Source organism: Nannocystis exedens, from assembly GCF_002343915.1.
Classification (GTDB): domain Bacteria; phylum Myxococcota_A; class Polyangia; order Nannocystales; family Nannocystaceae; genus Nannocystis; species Nannocystis exedens.
This window is the reverse complement of sequence record NZ_NETK01000001.1, coordinates 4,984,779-5,004,579: the sequence shown is the minus strand read 5'-3', so window position 1 is coordinate 5,004,579 and position 19,801 is coordinate 4,984,779. Positions and strand designations below refer to the sequence as shown.

Here is a 19,801-nt window from a genome sequence, read left to right as displayed (position 1 = left end):
CGCCGCCGGACGCCGACCCCTGCGGCGCGTGAGAGGCCGGCTACGGCGCCGGGGCCGGGCCTGTCAAATTTCCGACAAATCCGGCGAGGCCGCGAGGAGCCGCGAATCTCCGGCGATCGGCCGAGGTTCCGGGCGGCGGTCCCCCGGCCGACCTGGCCGATGGATCTAGCAACCCCCGCGGCCGCTCGAGCGATCTCCGGCGCTCCGCGGGCCTTGCGTGGCCCCTTTTCGTTTCGTAGGTTGCCTGTCCGGCAAGGGGCCCATGCAGCGTCAATGGTTGGACTGGCAAGGGCCGCTGCTCCCCGCGGCCGCCGCCTGGCTCATCGAGCGCCACGCCGAAGGTCGTCGCTGCGACCTTCGGGCGGTCCGCTGCGTGCTGCCGGGCGCCCGCGCCGGCCGCGTCCTGCTGCACCTGCTGCTCCGGCAATGCGCCGAGCGCGGCCTCCGCTTGGTCCCGCCGCAGGTCTTGACCCCTGGGGCGCTCGCCGAGCTGCTCGTCCCCGGCGACTCCCGCACCGCCTCGACCCTCGAGTGCACCCTCGCGTGGATGCACGTCCTGCGTGAGGCCCGCCCCGAGCACATCGCCCCGCTGCTGCCGAGCCGCCCTGACTTCTACGACTGGCCGGCCTGGCACGAGCTCGCGGGCACCGTCGCCGGCGTCGTCGACGAGCTGTCGGCCGAGCTGCTCTCGCTCCGCGACGTCGCCCGGGTGGCCGCGCGCATGAACATGGACCGCGAGGCCGAGCGCTGGGCCGTGCTCGAGCGCCTCGAGGCCCGCTACCGCGAGCGCCTCGCCCGCGAGGACCGGGTCTGCCCGCACGAGCGCCGCCGCGAGGTCATCGCGGCCCTCGTCGACGGCGCCACGCCGGTCGACCCCGATCACCAGCTCGTGCTCGTCGGCGTCGTCGACCTCGCCCGCGTCCACCGGGCCATCGTCCGCGCCTACGGCGACCGGGCCACCGCCTTGATCCACGCGCCCGAGAACCTCCACGCCGGCTTCGACGCCGACGGCTGCGTCGAGCGCACCTTCTGGTCCGGCCGCCCGATCGAGATCCCCGACGAGCAGCTCATCATCGCCGACCGCCCGGCCGACCAGGCCCAGGCCGTCATCCGCTGCCTCGCCGACCTCGGCGGCGCCTACCGCCCCGAAGAGGTCACGATCGGCCTCGGCGACGAGAAGCTCGCCCCGACCATGACCCAGGCCGGGCAGTGGGCCGACATCGCCGTCCACGACCCGCGCGGCCTCCTCGCCCTCCACGGCCGCCCGTTCCGCCTGCTGCAGGCCGGCCTCGAGTGGGTCCGCGACCCGCGGTTCTTCGCCTTCGCCGCGCTGGTCCGCCACCCCGACGTCGAGGGCTTCGTCCGCCGCCTGCTCGGCAAGGCCAAGCAGCCGGCCGGCCCCGCGCCCGAGTGGGCCGAGGGCAAGCCCGTCGAACATGTCCCCGAGGACGTGCCCTTCAGCGCGGGTCTCGAAGGACAGGCCCCGAAGGACAGCAAGGACGACGTCGCCGCCGACGACCACACGATCGTCGAGTGGCTGACGGTGCTCGACCGCTATCACACCGAGCACCTGCAGGACAACCTCGGCGCCGCCTGGCTCGGCGACGAGAAGGTCGCGCGGCGGATGCAGATCCTCCACGACATCGTCGCCAAGTTGTACTCGCCGCTGACCGGCGACCGCCGGCCGCTGACGCAGTGGTTCGAGCCGATCCTCGAGGTCCTGCGCAACGCCTACGGCCACCTCGACGTCCACGCCAAGGCGCTCAGCGACCAGCGCGTCGCCAACACCTGCATCGAGATCGCCAAGAACCTCGGCGGCCTCACCGGCGCCGCCCCCGGTCTCCAGCCCGACGTCGACGGCCCGACCGCGCTGCGCCTCGTGCTCGCCCAGCTCGCCGGCTTGCGCGTGCCCGAAGACCCGCGCTCCGGCCAGATCGAGATGCTCGGCTGGCTCGAGCTGCACCACGACCCGGCGCCGGTGCTCGTGCTCGCGGGTTGCAACGACGGCGCCGTGCCGCAGGCCGTCAGCGCCGACGCGTTCCTGCCCGACGGCCTGCGCGAGCACCTCGGCGTGCTCAGCAACGGCCGCCGCTACGCCCGCGACGCCTACCTGATCGAGGCGATCCGCCGCAGCCGCGTCAAGTGCACCTTCATCGCCGGGCGCCAGGCCGCCGACGGCGAGCCGCTCACGCCCTCGCGCCTGCTCCTCGCCGGCGACCTCGAGCGGCTGCCCGCGCGGATCCTCCGCCTGTGCGACCCGAACCACGCGCGCCGTTGGGCCCTGCCGTACGGCGCCCCGCCCTCGGGCGCGACCTCGGGCTTCCGGATCCCCGAGCCCGGCCCCGCGGTCGAGCCCGCGGCGATGACGGTCACCGAGTTCGGCTGGTACCTGCGCTGCCCGTTCCGCTACTACCTCAAGTACGTCCGTCGCCTGCGCCTCGTCGACGACAGCGCCGTCGAGCTCGACGCGCTGCAGTTCGGCAACCTGACCCACGAGGTCCTGCAGCGCTTCGGCGAGGATCCGGCGATCGCCGACAGCGTCGACCCGGAGGCGATCGCCCGCTACCTCGGCGAGGTGCTCGACGACCGCGCGCGGGCCACCTTCGGCGCGCGCCCGCTGCCGGCGATCCGGATCCAGATCTCCCGCCTGCGCCAGCGGCTGTTCGCGTTCGCGCCGCACCAGGCCCGCCGCCGCGCCGAGGGGTGGAAGATCCGCCGCTGCGAGTTCGAGCTGCCCGAAGAGACATTTTTGCAGATCCCCGATCAGGCGCCGATGCGGATCAAGGGGAAGATCGATCGCATCGATCAGAACCTCCGCGACGGCTCGTGGATGATCATCGACTACAAGACCAGCGAGTCGGGTCACAGCCCCGACAAGACGCACCGGGCCGCGCGCGGCTCGGCGAGCCAGTGGAGCGACCTGCAGCTGCCGCTCTACCACCACCTCGCGGCCCAGCACGGCTACACCGGGCCGGTGCAGCTCGCCTACATGAACCTGCCGAAGAAGGCGGAGCAGGAGGCGCTGCACGTCGCGCGCTGGACCCCGGCCGACCTCGATGACGCCGTCGGCACCGCCCGCGACATCGTCCGCAGCATCCGCGCCGGCCGCTTCGACATCATGGGCGACTTCGCCGCCCGCTACCAGGACGACTTCGCCAACATCTGCCAGACCCGCGTGTTCGGCGGCGCCGACGACCTGGAGGCCGAGGCGTGAGCGACCCCGAGAAGCCGCCGCGCCCCGAGTCGCTGTGGCTGTTCGGCGAGCCCGAGGCGGCCGCGGCCCCGCCCCCTCCTGTCCGCAAGGCCAGGCGCAACCGCCCCGCCCCGCGCCAGGTCGCCCGCCCCGCGCGCGACCTCTTCAACGCCGTCGCCGGCGCCTTCGCTCGCAGCGCCGAGGCCGCCGCCCGCCCGGCGCCGCAACCACCGGAGCCCGCCCCCGAGCCGCGCAAGCGCGGCCGCAAGGGCGACGGCGAGCGACCTGTCCCCGCGGACAGGCAAGCGCGGGCGACGGACACGCAAAGCGGCGAGCGACCTGTCCCTTTGGACAGGCAAGCACGCGCAGCGGACCCGCAAGGCGGCGAGCGACATGTCCCCAAGGACAGGCAGGCGCGGGCGACGGACACGCAAGCCGGCGGCGAGCGACCTGTCCCCGCGGACAGGAAGCCGCCGGCGGCCCGGCGCTCGCGCGGCGCGAAGGCCGAGCAGCCCGCCGGCGTCGGCGCGCGCGAGGCGCCGGACGATCGCCGCGCCCCTGAGGGCACCGCCGCGCACGAGCCGGCGGCACCTGTCCCGGAAGACATCCCGCCGGCGGACCTCGAGTGGTCGCGCCTCGCCCCCACGGACCCCGAGCCCGGCGAGCCGGAGCGAGCGGTCGCCCTCGAGGACATGCGCGCCGGCCTGGGCGAGCTCGACGCCCTCGACCGCCACCGGGAGGCCTCGCACCACCCTGGCCCTGCGGACAGCCTCGCCGACGCGATCGCGCTGGCCGAGGCCGTCGTGCTCGAGCCGACGCATGCGCGCAAGCGACACGCCCCGAAGGACAGGTCGCACGTCCTGGAGGACATCCCGCCGGCGCCGCGGCAGGACGTCCTCGCCGTGATCGCCGAGGCCGAGCGGGTCGCCGAGGCCGCGCTCGACCTGCCGCCGGACCCGCGGCTCGCGGGCGGGCACCGGCTCGAGCACATGCGGATCTTGGCCTCGGCCGGCTCGGGCAAGACCTACCAGCTGACCAACCGCTACTTGCAGATCCTGAGCCGGGGCGCCTTCCCGTACTCGATCCTGGCCAGCACCTTCACCCGCGCCGCGGCCGGCGAGATCCGCGACCGAATCCTGCGCACCCTCGCCGAGGCCGCCGACGACGACGCCAAGCGCGAGGAGCTCGGCCATCGCCTGCACCGCGAGCTCGCGCGCACCCGCGTGCTCGACCTGCTCGCCAGCCTGGCCAACAACCTCCACCGCCTGCAGATCCGCACGCTCGACAGCTTCTTCGGCACGATCGTGCGCTGCTTCTCGCTCGAGCTCGGGCTGCCGATCGACGCGCGGATCGTCGACGAGGACGAGGCGTTCCGCCTGCGCCGCGAGGCGATCGGGCTCATGCTCGAGGAGGGCGACACCGAGGCGATCATCGAGCTGCTCGCCTCGTTGACCGAGGGCAGCTCGGAGCGGGCCGTCACCGACACGATCGACAACACCGTCAGCTCGCTCTACGACCTCTACCGCGAGGCCCGGGACACCTCGGCCTGGGAGGCGATCGCGCCCGAGCCGACGCTGAACGAGCAGGAGCTCGACGACGCGATCGCGGCGCTGCGCTTCGCCGTGCCGACCGACCTCGGCAAGCGCGGCATCGAGGCCCACGCCAAGGACTGCCAGCGCGCCGAGCAGTGCCGCAAGGGCAGCTCCGACGACTGGATGGAGTTCTTCACCACCGGCCTGGCCAAGAAGGTCGCGGAGAACGACCTCGTCTACTACAATAAGCCGATCGCCCCCGGGACGGTGTTCGCCTACCGGCGCCTCTTGGGCCACGCGCGCGGGGTGTTCCGCCGCCGCGTCATCGAGCAGACGCGGGCCACCTGCACCTTGCTGCAGCTGTTCGACAGCTGCTATCGCCGCGTCAAGCGCGAGCACAAGGTCCTCACCTTCGCCGACCTCACCGTCGCGCTGGCGCAGGCCGACCTCGCCGGCCACCTCGACGAGATCTGCTTCCGCATCGACGCCCGCCTGCGCCACGTCCTGCTCGACGAGATGCAGGACACCAGCATCCAGCAGTGGAACGCGCTGCGGCCGATCGTCGACGAGACCGTCTCGTACTCGACCGACGAGCGCAGCTTCTTCTGCGTCGGCGACGTCAAGCAGTCGATCTACGGCTGGCGCAACGCCTGCCCGGAGATCCTCTCGCGCCTCGACGACCTGCTCCACCGACCAGGTGGCCAGGTCCTCGCCAAGGAGACCCTGGCGACCAGCTTCCGCTCGTCGCCGGCGGTCATCGAGGTCGTCAACAAGATCTTCACCAACCTCAAGGACAACCCGTCGCTGCTGCGCTACCCGTACGCGGCCAAGCGCTGGGACTCCGAGTTCGAGCAGCACACCACCACCCGCAAGATCCCCGGCTACGTGCAGCTGCGCGCGGTCGGCCGCTGCGAAGACCAGGGCAAGCGGCAGGCGCTGCGCCTGCAGGAGGCCGCGGCGCTGGTCGCCGAGCTGTACCACCGCCACCCGGGCAAGACGATCGGCGTGCTCTTGCGCACCAACGGCGCCGTCGGCCGCGTCCTCTACGAGCTCGGGCCCACGCGCCTCAAGATCCCCGCGACCGGCCGCGGGGGCGGCCCGCTGACCGACGCCCCGGCGGTCAACGCGATCCTCGACCTCCTCCGCCTCGCCGACCACCCCGACCACTCGATCGCCGGCTTCAACGTGTTCGCCAGTCCTTTAGGACAGGTGGTCGGCTTCGACAAGGACGACCGCAGCCTGCAGCGCCGCGTGGCCGCGCGGGTGCGCCGGCAGATCGCCAGCGACGGCCTCGCCCCCACCCTGCAGCAGTGGGTGCGGGCGATCGCCCCGCAGGTCGACGAGCGGCAGTACCGCCGCTGCATGCAGCTCATCCAGCTCGCGCAGGTGTGGGACGAGCGGCGGACCCTCCGCTGCGACCAGTTCGTCGCCATGGTCGAGACCCGCCCGGTCGCCGACCCGGCCGCCTCCGCGGTCCAGGTGATGACCGTCCACCAGTCGAAGGGCCTCGAGTTCGACATCGTCATCCTGCCCGAGCTCGAGACCGAGCTGGCCTCGACGCGCACGCTCAAGGTCGTCTACGAGCGCGACGGCGACGCCGGCCCGGTCGTGCGGATCGCCCGGCATGTCTCGAAGGACATGTGGCAGCAGTTCGACGACCTGCGCCCGATCTTCGAGCAACACATCGACCGCCTGGCCCACGAGAGCCTGTGCCTCCTCTACGTCGCGGTCACGCGCGCCCGCGAGGGCCTGTTCATGCTCGTCGACCCGCCGACCGAGGGCAGCCGCGGCGCGCCGGCGAAGGCCTCGGCGCTGCTGATCCACGCGCTCCACGAGGGCCCGGTCGAGCCCGACAGCGTGCTGTTCGAGCACGGCGACCGCAGCTGGCTGGCGCCGCACGCCTACGTCGCGCCCGACGTGTTCGACCCCTCGGACCCGCACCTCGAGTCGTCGCGCCCGGCGGCGAGCGAGCGCCCGGCCCGCGAGGCGCCCGAGGCCGAGCCGACGAGCCTCAGCTTCTTGCCCTCGCAGGGCCCGCTGGTCCGCGCCGCCGTGCTGGCGCAGGACCCGGGCCGCACGGTCGCCGACCACATGCACCTGGCCGACACGCCGCTGTCGCAGTGGGGCGCCGCCATGCGGGCGCTGTTCGGTGAGATCGCCTGGTTCGAGGAATTCAACCCGAGCACCCCGCAGCTCGAGGCGATCGTCCGCGCCGCCGCGCCCGCCCGCGACGAGACGTGGGTGCGCGCGCGGGTGCAGGAGTTCCTGCGCGTGCTCGAGGGCCCCAACCTGCGCGCCGCGCTGAGCCGCGGCGACCGCGACCCGGCCGCCTCGCGCGTCGAGCGGCAGGTCCCGTTCGCCCGCCTCGACGGCGGCGGCGCCCTCCAGACCGGCGAGATCGCCCGCCTCGTGCTCGAGCAGGGCCCCAACCTCGGCCTCGACCTCGGCGAGGTCGACGCCGTCGGTCTCGAAGGACATGTCCAAAAGGCCACCGTCTACGGCCTCTGCCTCGACAACATCGAGAAGCAGTCCGAGGCCGAAGAGCGGGCCCGCGCCTACCGCGACGCCGTGTCCGCCTGGCGCGCCGCCGCGGCCGAACAGGCCGGCCTCGACCGCAAGCAGGTCGAGGTCGTGCTGCTGTTCCCCGCCGCCGACGTCGTGCTCCCGGTCTGACCCGCTCAGGGGTCCTGTCCCCGGGAACATGTCGCCGAGACAATGCGCCAATGAACATGTCTTGAGGGACATGCCTTGAAAGACGCTCGAAGGTCCGCAGGATCTAGCAGCCTGTGTCCCCGGCTGGGCCATCATGTTCGACATGTCCGAAGGGACCTGCGCTCGACGAAGATGCCCGGGCGTCAGTCTCGCCGCGAGTCGTCGGCATCGCCGGCGCGGGCCACGAGGAGATCTCCGCCGCCGGACCGTTCGGGGGGGTTCAGGGCGATCGTGCTCACCCCGCGAGCCCTGCGCTCGACCACTCCGGCGGCGAGGGCTGCGGTCAGCATCGACGTGCGGTCCTGATTGCGACCATGGGAGCGGTCCCCGAGTCGGCGCTGGAAGTCAGGGAGCGCCTGGACCTGGTAGTTCCAGCGCGCGTCGCCCTCGCCGGCGCTCTCCCATCCCGGGAAGCGGTCGTGGATCGTCCGCAGCAGCACGCTGCGTCCGGAGCTCGGCAGCGCCGCGACGTTGGCGGCGAAGCGGTCGGTGTAGAACAGATAGTCCTCTGCGTTGCTGAGGTAGAGGACGGTCACCGGCAGCGCGAGGGCGCGGGCGGCCGCGGCGATGTCGGCCATCGTCGTCCGGCCGGTGAGGTTGCCCTGGAGCACGCGGATCCGTCCGGCCGCGAACATGCTGCGGACATAGGTGTACGCCTCGGGGTCGGCCAGCCACGAGCCCGGCTGATCCTCGCGCACCCGTTGCAGGTACACCGCCAGCGTCTCGCGCTGGGCCTCGAACAGCGCCGGCGCGCGGCTCCGCAGGTCGCGGCCGTCGTTCGCCAGCCCGGCCGCGATCGCCTCGTGCGCCGCCTTTCGGCCCCGCGGCTCGAACAGCCCCAGGAACGCCGCGGGGTCGGGCGCCGCGGCGATGAGGGCCGCGTAGATCCGGTGCAGGTCGACGACCTGGCGGTCGATGTCGACGAGGAACGCGAGCTCGCTGCGGGCCGCCGCCAGCAGCGTGTAGTTCTGATCGGAGGCGACGCCGACGTAGACCCCGCCGAGCTCGCGCACGAACGGGAACCACAGCTCGTGGCGGTATTCGTTGCTGACGGTGAAGTGCTCGAGCGGGGTGACGAAGATCCGCTCGGGCCGCACCCGCTCCAGCGCCGCGACCTGCGACGGCGACAGCGGCGCGGGCCCGCCTGTGGCCGCCGGCGGTGGGCCCCGATCGCTGTCTGCGGACGCTGCGCCGTCCGATGTAGCTGCAACCGGCAGCGGGGGCGCCGGGGCCTCAGCCGACGCGCCCGTGGTCGGCCGCTCGGCAGCGCGCGCCGGAGAGCCCGCAGAAGCGCCGCAGGCGGCGTGTACGAGCCATCCGCCCGCGACCAGGGTCAGCAGAGTCCGCACCGACAAGCGGCCCAGGATAACCCGGCCCGGACCGCCCGGCGCCGCGCTTTCCCGCTCCTCGCGGCGGCGGTAGCATTGCGCGACCGTTATGAACCGCAAGCTCTTGCGCGGCGAGCACCTGATCACCACCTGGCGGGACGTCACGCTGACCTCCCACCGGATCTGGCAGATCGCGCGCGAGGGCTCGTCGGCGGCGCTGACGTCGATCCCGGTCGACGCGGTGCAATATGTCCGGTTGGGACGTCATCATCTGCCGTGGCTGCTGTGGCTCGCGGCCGTGACCGCGGTGCTCGGGATCGCCGCCCTCGAGTACGACCGCACGATCACCTACGGCCTGTTCGGTGTGGCGCTGCTGCTCATGCTGCTGTACGGCACCTCGCGCCGGCTCGTGCTCGAGATCGGCGCCGGGGCTGGCACGATCGTGGTGCAGGTCGTCGGCGAGGGCGGCAGCTTCGACGGAGCGCTCGAGTTCCTGTACCAGGTCGAGGACCGTCGACTCGCACACGTGTCCGGTGCCGACGCCCGCAGCGGCGGCTCCGCGAGCGGCGCATAACCAGGGGCCGGCGGAGCGACGGGTTTGTGGCGCCCCGGAGCGCAGCCTCCGCCGTATATACTTGCCGCCATCCAGGAAACGATGAAAGGAGGGGTCGACGCGCAATCGATGTCGGCCGGCGGCGAATGGACCCTTCCGCAACAGTTCGATGAGTACCGCCTCGTCCGCGTGCTCGGCAGCGGGAGCATGGGGGTCGTGTTCCTCGGCCACGACACGATCCTCGACCGGCCGGTAGCGATCAAGTTCATCAACGCTCGCGAGGCGAACCCGCGCACGCGTGAGCGGTTCGTCACCGAGGCGCGCGCGGCGGCCCGGATCGCCCACCCCAACGTGATGTCGATCCACCGGATCGGCGAGCTCGAGGGTCGGCTCTACATCATCTCCGAGTACGTCCGCGGCCAGCCGCTGTCGGAGATCAAGGGGGCTCTGCCGTGGCAGGAGGCGCTGACGATCGCCGTCGGCCTCGCCCGCGGCCTCGCCGCCGCGCACCGCCAGGGCGTGCTGCACCGCGACATCAAGCTCGCCAACGTCATCCGCAACGAGTTCGGCGAGATCAAGCTGCTCGACTTCGGCCTCGCCAAGCTGGTCCCCCAGGGCGGCCCGCGCCTGCCCGACATCAAGACGCCGCCGCCCGTCGTCATCGACGCCGACAGCCACATCGGCGACACCGCCGAGTTCGGGCTGCCGCGCGGCGACGTCGTCACTTCGCTCGACGGCACCCTGTCCGACCGCCTGGCGGGCCCCGCCTGCGAAGACGACAGCTCCGAGGTCCTGGTCGGCACCCCGTACTACATGGCCCCCGAGCTGTGGCGCGCCGAACCAGCGAGCCGCAGCTCCGACATCTACGCCCTCGGCGCGTTGCTGTACATCCTCTGCGCCGGCCACCCGCCGCTCGAGGCCAGCAGCACGCTCGAGCTCGCTCGCCTGTCCCAAGAGACAGTGCCGCGCCCGCTGCAGGAGGTCGCGCCCGGCGTCGACGCTCGCTTCGCGGCGCTGATCGACCGCTGCCTGCAGCGCGACCCGGCGGCCCGCTTCGCCTCGGCCGACGAGCTGTGCACCGCGCTCGAGCTGCTGCTCACCACCGGGCCGATCGCCGAGGTCATCCACGGCAACCCGTACCGCGGCCTGCAGGCGTTCGAGGCCCGCCACCGCGCCGTCTTCTTCGGTCGGGTCCAGGAGATCCGCGCCGTCGTCGATCGCCTGCGCGTGCAGTCGTTCGTGCTCGTGGCCGGCGACTCGGGCGTCGGCAAGTCGTCGCTGTGCCGCGCCGGCGTGCTGCCGCAGGCGAGCGAGCCGCCGGGGGTCGGCGGCCGCACGTGGAGCAGCCTGGCGATGATCCCCGGCCGGCGCCCGCTGCAGACGCTGGTGTCCGCGCTCGCGTCCCACTTCACGCTCAAGGAGGAGGCCCTGCGCACGCTGCTGACCGGCGAGCCCGAGGGCCTGGTGCGCCTGCTGGCCCGCCGCCAGGGCAAGGACCGCGGCTTCATCCTCTTCATCGACCAGCTCGAGGAGCTCGTCACCCTCAGCGAGGCGCCGCAGGTCGAGCCGTTCGGCCGCTTCCTCACCGCCTTCGCCGCCGGCGTGCCGAGCCTGCGCCTGCTCGCCAGCGTGCGCGGCGACTTCCTCACCCGCGCGGCCGCGCTGCCGCAGCTCGGCCCGTTCATCAACCCCGCGGTCTACCTGCTCACGCCGCTCACGCGCGAGGGCATGCGCGAGGCGATCGTCGGCCCGGTCGCGCTGCAGGGCGTCCACTTCGAGTCGGAGGGCCTCGTCGAGGAGCTGATCCAGGCCGGCGTCGAGGGCAGCCTGCCGCTGCTGCAGTTCGCCCTGGCCGAGCTGTGGGAGGCCCGCGAGGCCGGCAGCAAGATCATCACCGCCGCCGACCTCGAGCGGATCGGCCGCGTCACCGGAGCCCTCGCCCGCCACGCCGACAACGTCGTCGCCGGCCTGCCGCCGTCGCAGCGGATCGCCGTGCGCCGCCTGTTGATGCGCCTCGTCACCATCGAGGACACGCGCGCCAGCCTGCCCGTCGAAGATCTCGTCAGCGCCGACCCGGCCAGCGAGGCCGCGCTCGAGGCCCTGGTGCGCGGCCGCCTCGTGGTCGCCCGCGAGGCCCAGGACGGCACGGTCCACGAGATCGCCCACGAGGCGCTGATCCGCAACTGGAGCACCCTGCAGCGCTGGATCAACGAGGAGCGCGAGTCGCGGGAGATCCGTCATCGCCTCGAGCAGGCGGCGGTGGAGTGGCAGCGCCTCGGCCAGGGTCGCGTCGGCCTGTGGACCGGCGAGCAGCTCGCCGAGGCCGACAAGCTCGAGGCCGCGAGCCTGCGGGCGCGCGAGCGCGAGTTCATCGCCGCCAGCGCGGCCGAGCTGCGCCGCCGTCGCTGGCTGCGGCGCGCCGCGGTCGCGACCCTGCCGCTCGTCGCCGGGCTCGCGTTCGCGGGCGTGAAGATCCAGGAGGCGCGGGCGCTGGCCGGCAGGGTCGACGACCAGCTCGCGCGCGCCCGCAAGGCGTTCGCCGCCGCCCACGCGCACGACCAGGCCGCGGAGACCAGCCGCGTCGAGGCGCTGCGCAAGTTCGACGCGCGCGACGTCCCCGGCGGCGAGGAGGGGTGGGCGCGCACGCTGCAGGGCTTCGACGAGGCCGACCGCAAGTACAAGGAGACGATCTCGGCCTCCGAGGTGGCCCTCGGCTTCGACCCCGCGCACGCGGAGGCGAAGCAGCTGATCGCCGACGCGCTGTACGAGCGGGCGGTGCTGGCCGAGGAGCGCTACAAGCCCGAGCTGGCCGAGGAGCTGATCGCCCGCGTCAAGCTCTACGACGACGGCACGCGGCAGGCCCGCTGGACCGCCCCCGCCGCGCTCTCGGTCGCGGTCGCGCCCGACGCTGCCAGCGTGAAGCTGGCCCGCTACGAGCGCGACGACGCCCACCGCTACGTGTTGGTCGAGCCGCGCGAGCTGGGCCCGGCCCCGGTGGCGCCGCTCGAGCTGGCGCCGGGCTCGTACTTGCTCGAGATCACCATCGACGGGCGCGAGCCGATCTTCTACCCCGTGCTGTTGAAGCGCGGCGAGCAGCGCAAGCTCGCCCTCGAGGTCCCGCCGGCCGCGGCGATCCCGGTCGGCTTCGCGTTCGTGGCCGCCGGCTCGGCGCTGTTCGGCAGCGCCGACGAGGACACGATCCGCCGCAAATTCTTCTTCGCCGCGCCGCAGCACGAGGTCGTCACCGGCAGCTACGTGATCGCCCGGCGCGAGACCACCTATCGCGAGTGGATCGCGTTCCTCGACGATTTGCCCGCGACCGAGCGGGCGCTGCGGACCCCCGGCGTCGAGGCCGACAAGTTCCACGCCGGCGTGCGGCTCGAGCCGCACGAAGGAGGATGGCGGCTGGTGATGAAGGCCGGCGAGGCCACCTACAGCGCCCGCGCGGGCGAGCCCCTCAAGTACGTCGGGCGCGAGGTGCTGGCCGAACAGGACTGGCTCGACATGCCGGTCTCGGCGATCTCGTGGGACGACGCGAATGCCTACCTCGCCTGGCTCGATCGCACCGGGCGGGTGCCGGGCGCCCGGCTTTGCTCCGAGTGGGAGTGGGAGCGCGCGGCCCGGGGCGCCGATGCTCGCAACTTCCCCCACGCCGACACGATCACGCGCACCGACGCCAACTACGACGAGACCTACGCCCGCGTCGCGGAGCACGGCGGGCCCGACGTCGGGGGCGCCCATCCCGCGTCGCGCAGCCCGTTCGGCGTCGACGATCTGGTCGGCAACGTCTGGGAGTGGACCACTTCGTCCCTGGCCGCGAACGAGGGCATCATCCGCGGCGGCGCTTATTATTACGACGAGGTGACTTGTCGCTCCGTCAACCGCTATCCATGGTCGCCGGACACCCGCGATTCGACGCTGGGGTTGCGTGTTTGCGCCTCGGTCGCGACGTCACGGCCGACCGGCGGATCGTGAAGAGGTCATCCGGCCAGCGCGATGATTCGCGGGCGCAAAGGCGACAGTCGACGATCGTCGCGGATGCCGCGGGGCGGGCGCCCGCTCGCGCTGCGAAGATTTCGCAGCGGCGCGTCGCTCGTCAAATCGGGCCACCCGCGTTATGAAGGGAAGGTGCCGCCGGCATGACGGGCGGCTTGGGAGGGGACGACATGTTTTCCGTTGATAAGGGCGTTTTTGTAGTCGCTGCGCTGTCCATCGGCCTGGTCGGATGCGACGAGCAGGTCGAGCGGGCCCACGCCGGCACGCCGATCGACGGCGAGGTCACGTTTCGCAACCTGGCCGACAACGGCGTCGAGCTGAACGGCCCGCTGATGAACGGCATGCGGATGAACGGCATGCGGATGAACGGCATGCGGATGAACGGCATGCGGATGAACGGCATGCGGATGAACACATCGCAGCTCAACAACTTCGCCATCACCTCGGGCAGCCTCATCAGCGCGCTGCTCGACTCGATCCAGCGCTCGGGCGCCGACCTCGTCGACGCCGAGTACGACTTCGACTACGAGATCACGCCCGGCAACTACGCGCACAAGAAGCTCCGGATCGCCGGCGTCGTGCAGAGCAGCACCGATTCCGACATCTACTTCAACGACGTGCGCTACCAGGTCGACGCCGCCACCTGGGATTATCTGTGCCGCGACGGCGCCAGCAACCCGACCGAGGCGATCGCCCTCAATTTCGCGTGGGACGAGACCACCGGCAGCCGGCTCGAATACCCGGACGCGTTCACCTGGGCCTGCCGCGGCGCCGCCCTGGCCAAGGCGGTCGAGTGGGGCTACGCGCCGTGGCGGACCGCCGGCGCGACCTCGCTGAAGGACGCCCACCAGGCCGCGGTGCGGATGATCCGGGCCGACTACTGCGGCACCGGCGTGACCCACACCGTCAACGGCAACCCGATCGACGTCAGCGACAAGTGGGGCCTCCAGGAGCCGGGCACCGCCTGGCCGGTCGAGGCCAAGTGGGGCCCCGACGGCGCGGTCTGCCTCAACACGCCGCGTCGGCAGGCGTGGAGCCGCGCGACGGTGGTCGACGAGTGCGTGGCCGCCGGCAGGGGCGTGCTGCCGTACTGCACCAACAACGACCCGAGCGAGTTCGGCGGCCTGCTGATGACCCAGGCCAACGCGCTCTGACCCGCGCCGCCCCCCCTTGCCCTGGGCGCCAGCGGGCTGCTAGCAGGGTAGGGCCATGCGGAGCCCCCTCGTCGCGTCGCTCACCCTGCTCGCCGCCTGCGCCCCCCCGAAGGCGGCGAAGCCCTATCCGACCGCCGAGCCGCCCGCGGGCGAGGCGAAGGCCGAGGCCGAGGCCGGCGTGGTCCGCTATTTCGACCGCGCCGTCGACCTTGCCCCGTTCCTCACCGGCTTCCCGTATGTGCAATGGATGCCGAGCCTGCGCACCGACAAGCTGTTCGTGCTGAAGACCGGCGAGCGCTACGAGCTGCAGATGCTCGACCTCGCCGGCGAGCAGGCGAAGAGCCTGGCGGGGGCCGTCACCGTGTCGGACGTCGACTGGTCGCAGCGCAGCCTGTGGCGCCTGCACCACCACGCCGGCACCGACACGCTATGGCTGCACGCCGATGCTCGCAACGACGAGCACATGAATCTGTGGACCCTGAATCTGAAGACAGGCGCTTTGGAGCAGGTCACCGACCACGATTACGTCTACGGATTCGGCCTCGACGACGCCGAATCGCAGATCGCCTACCTCCCGCGCGCCGGTGCGGCGCCGCCGTACCGCACCTGCCTGCGTGTCCTGGACGTCGCCAGCAGGGCCGCGCGTGAGGTCGTCTGCGATACGCCTGCACTGTCGTTCACATGGTCGGTGCCGCGGTTCTCGCCCGACGGCCGCGAGGTGTTCTTCGCCGCCCAGGTCGACGGCGACCGCAACCGGACCCAGCTCGTCGCGGTCGACTTGACCGCCGCGCGCCCGGCGGTCCGCGTCGTCACCGACCCCAAGGTCACGCGCACCGACGCCGAGCTGCTCGAGGGCTGGCTCGACGCCGACAGCGCGCTCTTCATCGCCAACGACGACGGCTACCGCAACCTCTTCAGCATGTCCCGAAAGACAGGCGCGGTGAAGCAGCTGACGCGCTTCACCGAGGACCTGACCTCGGCGTCGATCACCGACATCGGCGTGGTCGGCGTGCATCGCAGCCCGCTCGGCTCGTCGCTGGCGGTGATCGACCCGCGCGGCGGCAAGGTCCTGGCCGCGCGCGAGCTGCCCGGCGCGGCCGACGTGCTCGAGGGTCGCGGCGGGCGGGTGATCTGGACCCACGAGGCGCCCGACCAGCACTTCGAGCTCAACGTCCAGGGCGTCCTCGCCGACGCCCAGGGCCCGGCGTTCGGCCGCGGCTGGAGCGTCGGCCTCAGCGAGGCGGTGCGCGCCGCCGTCGTCCAGTGCAAGGCCGAGCGGGTCAAGATCCCCACCTTCGACCGCGACAAGGCCACCGGCAAGCCGCGCGAGCTGCACGCCTTCGTGCTCACCCCGCTGCAGCCGCACGCCGACCCGTCGCGCCGGCTCGCCCTCGTCGAGGCGTTCTACGGCGGCGAGAACCGCTACAGCACCTTCGCCCACGTCATGTGCGCGGCCGGCCTCACCGTCGTGTCGCCGACGGTGCGCGGCGGCGACGGCTTCGGCAAGGCGTTCGCCGCGCTCAACGACCGCGACCTCGGCGGCGACGAGATCGTCGACCTGTTCCACGTCGCCCGCTGGGCCGAGCGCACCCTCGGCCTGAAGCCCGCGCAGATCGGGGTGTTCGGCGGCAGCCACGGCGGCTACGCGACCATGCGGGCCCTGACCTTTCCGCCAGGTACCAAGGGACATCACGACCGCTACGAGTTCGGCTTCGGCCTGGCGCACGCCGGCTTCTCCGACATCAAGAGCTTCCACGACCAGTGCAACATCCCCGACTGGGTGGTGCTCGAGAGCGGCGACCCGAACCGCCCCGAGGACCTGGCGCGCATGAAGGATCGCAGCCCGCTGTCGCACGTCGACCTGCTGGCGGCGCCGCTGCTGCTCACCCACGGCAGCAACGACTGGCGCGTGCCGGTCGGCGAGTCGCGGGCCTTCTACGAGAAGGCCCGCGCGCTCGGCAAGCCGGTGACGCTGGTCGAATTCCCCGGCCAGGGCCACCACATCGAGGGGCTCGGGCGGATCGCCGAGCTGTATCAGGCCCGCTTCGACCTGCTGCAGAAGGTGGCCGCAGGGCCGGCCACGACCGCGTCCGCGAGCGCGTCCGCGAGCGCAGGAGGCGGTTAGTGCACGAGGCTGCTACGTCGTTGTGGAGCGCGTCACACGACGCGTGTGCACGAGCTTTTTCGCTCCTTTCTGGCTCACCTGCACAGGGGGCGTGTTAGGGTGCGGCGGAAAGGGCGCGGGGCGCCCCATCAGGAGGCACTGACCTAATGATTCGCAACTTCTTCTTCAGCTCGATGACGGCGTTCGGCCTGCTCGCTCTCGGCGCCTGCGGCGACGACGGCAAGACCAGCGACACCAACGTCCAGGAGACCCAGGGCACCACGGACACGACGAACGGCACGACCGACCCGGGCACCACCGACACGCCCGGCACCGAAGGCACCGGCACCTCGATCACCAGCGACGACCCGACGACGACCACTGGCCCGCTGACCTCGACGTCCGGCCCGGTCGAGACGACGACGACCGAGCCCGGCACGACGACGACCGAGCCCGGCACGACGACGACGACGACGACGACCGACCCCGGCACGACCACCGAGGACACCACCACCACGACGACCGAGGGCAACACCACGGACGACGAGCTGATGCAGTGCCTCGACAACGTGAACCCGGGCGACCCGTGTGGCGAGTGCGCCTGCACCGAGTGCCTCGAGGAGCTGCAGACCTGCGCGGAGGACCCCGGCTGCCAGGCGATCCGCGACTGCGCCCAGGAGGCCGGCTGCGGCGGCATCGACTGCCTCGGGCCGTGCGGCGACGTCATCCAGATGAACGGCGGCCCGTTCGGCCCGTCCGGCATGAAGGCCCAGGCGATCGGCACCTGCGTCGACCAGCAGTGCCAGGGCCAGTGCTGAGCCCCGGCTCGCACGCCTCACACCGGGCCTGAACCCTCCCGGTGCTCCACGCCGGCGCAGCCTCTGCGCCGGCGTTTTCGCGCCCCCACGCGAGGTCACTTTCGCGCCTATTGCGCGATTTTGACCGGCGCGCAAGCGAGCGGGTATCGTCGGGCCGCATGGACCGGCTCCCCCCCGCCGCCCTGATCTTCCCCCTGATTTTGGCCCTGGTGCTCGCTCTGGCGGGCTGCCGCGAGGGCGGCGACGGCCCGACGACGACCGTCACCGGCGTCACCACCCACGTCACCAGCCTCTCGCCCGACACCACGGACGGCTCGACTTCGAGCAGCGCGAGCGGCGGCAGCGACGCCGGCAGCGGCAGCACGAGCACGAGCACGAGCACGAGCACGAGCACGTCCACCGGCGACGGCGCGAGCAGCACGAGCACGAGCACGAGCACGACGACCACCACCGGCGTCGCGACCACCACCGGCGACCCGAGCAGCACGACGATGCCCGACCCGGTCGAGGCCTGCCTCGCCGAGGTCGACCCCGGCGACGAGTGCAACGCGTGCATCTGCACCGACTGCCTGATGCAGTGGGACGCCTGCCACGCCGACGCGGGCTGCACGGCGATCCAGCAGTGCGCCGAGACCAACGGCTGCTATGGCCAGGAATGCGACGGGCCGTGCGCGGTCACCATGAACTTGTACGGCCCCCCCGACGGCCCGTCGATGACCCTGTGGAAGCCGCTGACCGCCTGCCTCGACGATGCCTGCCGCCGGCTTTGCCCCTGGTGAGCGAGCCTGTCTCTGTCCTTCGGGCCAGGAAGGCCTCGTCGCGCTCACGGATCGTACGCGCAGCGGAAGCCGAGGTCCGGACGCCTGTCCTTCAGGTCACGCAGGCGGCGGGCCGTGGTGCGCACGTCGGCGTCGTCGGTCGACAGGAAGCCGCCGCCGCGGGTGGCGCGGCGGCCGGTGTCGGGCCCGCCGTAGCCGATCTGCTGCTCCTCGCCGGTCTGATAGGAGACCTCCGCGCTCGCGGTCCACTCCCACACGTTGCCGGCCAGGTCGGCCACCTGCCCCCGGCCGCGCCCGGCCGCATAGCTGCCGACCCGCGCCGTGCCGACCTCGCCGTCGCTCTTGCTGTGTAACTTGAGCCATGTCTCGGGGGGCATGTCCTTCAGGCCATGCTTGAGCTCGGGCTGCAGCCGCGCGCGCGCGCGCGCGCACTCCTCCCCGCAGGCGTTGACCAGCCGCGGCCCCGGCTCCTGCTCGCCCCAGGCGTAGGTGCGTTCCTGGTCGCCGCCGCGGGCGGCCCACTCCCACTCGACCTCGGTCGGCAGGCGGCCCCCGACCCACTGGCAGTAGGCGGCGGCCTGGTTCCAGCTGATGCAGTTGACGGGGTGGCGGCGCTTGCTGCGGCGGGCGCCGTTGCATTGCCCGCTGGCCCACGCGAGCTCCTCGGGCGAGCTCTTGTAGCGGGCGCTGGTGGCGGCCTCGGAGCAGGGGCCCTTGGCGGCGCAGGCGGCGTAGTCGGCGACCCGCACCTCCTCGCGGTCGAGGCAGAAGTCGGCCACCTCGACCTGGCCGCCGACGCTGGCGCGGAAGCGGCCGCCCTCGACCAGCGCCGCGTCGCGCGGGCACACCTGCCGGGCCCGCGCCGCCGCGACCTCCGCCGGCTCGCGGATCGCCTCGACCTCGACCCGCAAGAGCGCGTGGCAGCGGTCGGGCGGGCCGTCGTCGCGGGCGTCGCCGCAGGCCTCGAGGTCGCCGTCGCTGCGCACCAGCCCGCGCGCCGCCGACGAGCCGGCTCCGCCGCCCGCGTTCATCCACCCGGCCTCGCCGCGGATCTCCGCACCTGCCTCGGAGGACAGGCGAAACGCCCCGACCGACAGCCCCGAGATCACGTGCGTCGCCCGCTCGCAATCGCCGCGCAGGTCGATCCGCGCCGGCCGCCCGTGGCCGCCCTGCCAGCGACCGACCACCGTCATGCCGAGCGTCAGCGCGCCGTGGCGCTCGAGCTCCGCCTCGAGGTTGGCCGCGCCGAGCGGGATCTTGGCGTACAGGTCGTCGGCCCGCTTGAACACGTAGTCCTCGCGCTTCGGCTGCACGCCCTGGTAGCGGTAGCTGCCGGGGGCCGTGCAGCCGCGCAGCAGCTCCATCTCGCAGCCCTCGTAGCGGACCGCGACCCTCCGCTCGCCCTCGGCCACCAGCGTCTCGAGCTCGCTGCGGTCGTGCGCCGGCCACTCGATGATCAGCGGCCGCGCGTGGCTGCGCGCGACGCCGCAGCGGGTCTGGCCCTCCGGCTCGTAGCTCGGCGTCTGGGCCATGGTGCTGGCGAGGTTGGCGTTGCGGCAACCTGTCCCGGAGGACAGGACCACGGCGAACCCGAACGCGAGCGCGGCCGGACGGGGGGCGGACACGCGACCA

The 19,801-nt window shown here is 72.7% G+C and carries 10 protein-coding genes; 8 read left to right on the top strand and 2 right to left on the bottom strand.

Annotated elements, in window-relative coordinates; translation table 11 throughout:
- The first annotated feature begins 277 nt into the window (after positions 1–277).
- Both NAEX_RS19650 and NAEX_RS19645 read left to right on the top strand, forming a co-directional pair.
- Positions 278–3,214, top strand: coding sequence for a PD-(D/E)XK nuclease family protein (locus NAEX_RS19650; RefSeq protein WP_143825594.1), 2,937 nt, complete (start codon positions 278–280; stop codon positions 3,212–3,214).
- The gene (locus NAEX_RS19645) at positions 3,211–7,398 is read left to right on the top strand and encodes a UvrD-helicase domain-containing protein (RefSeq protein ID WP_100792904.1); all 4,188 of its coding nucleotides are present in this window, start codon (positions 3,211–3,213) and stop codon (positions 7,396–7,398) included. Before NAEX_RS19650 ends, NAEX_RS19645 begins: the two co-directional genes overlap by 4 nt.
- Before the next feature lie 182 nt (positions 7,399–7,580).
- Here NAEX_RS19645 and NAEX_RS19640 read toward each other — a convergent pair whose 3' ends face one another.
- Entirely contained in the window at positions 7,581–8,534 is a 954-nt protein-coding gene (locus NAEX_RS19640; protein WP_096329019.1) for an LIC_10091 family protein, read from the bottom strand.
- A 340-nt stretch (positions 8,535–8,874) separates the two neighbouring features.
- Here NAEX_RS19640 and NAEX_RS19635 point away from each other — a divergent pair, with 340 nt between their 5' ends.
- The 6 genes from NAEX_RS19635 (at position 8,875) to NAEX_RS50440 (ending at position 18,169) form a co-directional block, all read left to right on the top strand.
- Complete coding sequence (locus NAEX_RS19635; RefSeq protein WP_096329018.1) at positions 8,875–9,339, top strand: hypothetical protein; 465 nt, start codon at positions 8,875–8,877, stop codon at positions 9,337–9,339.
- 81 nt (positions 9,340–9,420) lie between these two features.
- Complete coding sequence (locus NAEX_RS19630; protein WP_096329017.1) at positions 9,421–13,293, top strand: nSTAND1 domain-containing NTPase; 3,873 nt, start codon at positions 9,421–9,423, stop codon at positions 13,291–13,293.
- Positions 13,294–13,484: 191 nt separating this feature from the next.
- On the top strand, positions 13,485–14,468 hold the full coding sequence (locus NAEX_RS19625; RefSeq protein ID WP_096329016.1) for an ADYC domain-containing protein: 984 nt from the start codon (positions 13,485–13,487) through the stop codon (positions 14,466–14,468).
- Positions 14,469–14,523: 55 nt separating this feature from the next.
- The gene (locus NAEX_RS19620; RefSeq protein WP_096329015.1) at positions 14,524–16,593 is read left to right on the top strand and encodes a S9 family peptidase; all 2,070 of its coding nucleotides are present in this window, start codon (positions 14,524–14,526) and stop codon (positions 16,591–16,593) included.
- A 146-nt stretch (positions 16,594–16,739) separates the two neighbouring features.
- Positions 16,740–17,390 (top strand): hypothetical protein, encoded by a 651-nt coding sequence (locus NAEX_RS19615; RefSeq protein WP_096329014.1) that lies wholly within the window; start codon positions 16,740–16,742, stop codon positions 17,388–17,390.
- A 158-nt stretch (positions 17,391–17,548) separates the two neighbouring features.
- A complete protein-coding gene (locus NAEX_RS50440) occupies positions 17,549–18,169 on the top strand; it encodes a hypothetical protein (protein ID WP_170135846.1) in 621 nt (206 codons plus the stop codon).
- A 44-nt stretch (positions 18,170–18,213) separates the two neighbouring features.
- Here the strand turns inward: NAEX_RS50440 and NAEX_RS19605 are convergent, their stop codons facing one another.
- A complete protein-coding gene (locus tag NAEX_RS19605; RefSeq protein ID WP_143140461.1) occupies positions 18,214–19,794 on the bottom strand; it encodes a formylglycine-generating enzyme family protein in 1,581 nt (526 codons plus the stop codon).
- Positions 19,795–19,801 lie beyond the last annotated feature (7 nt).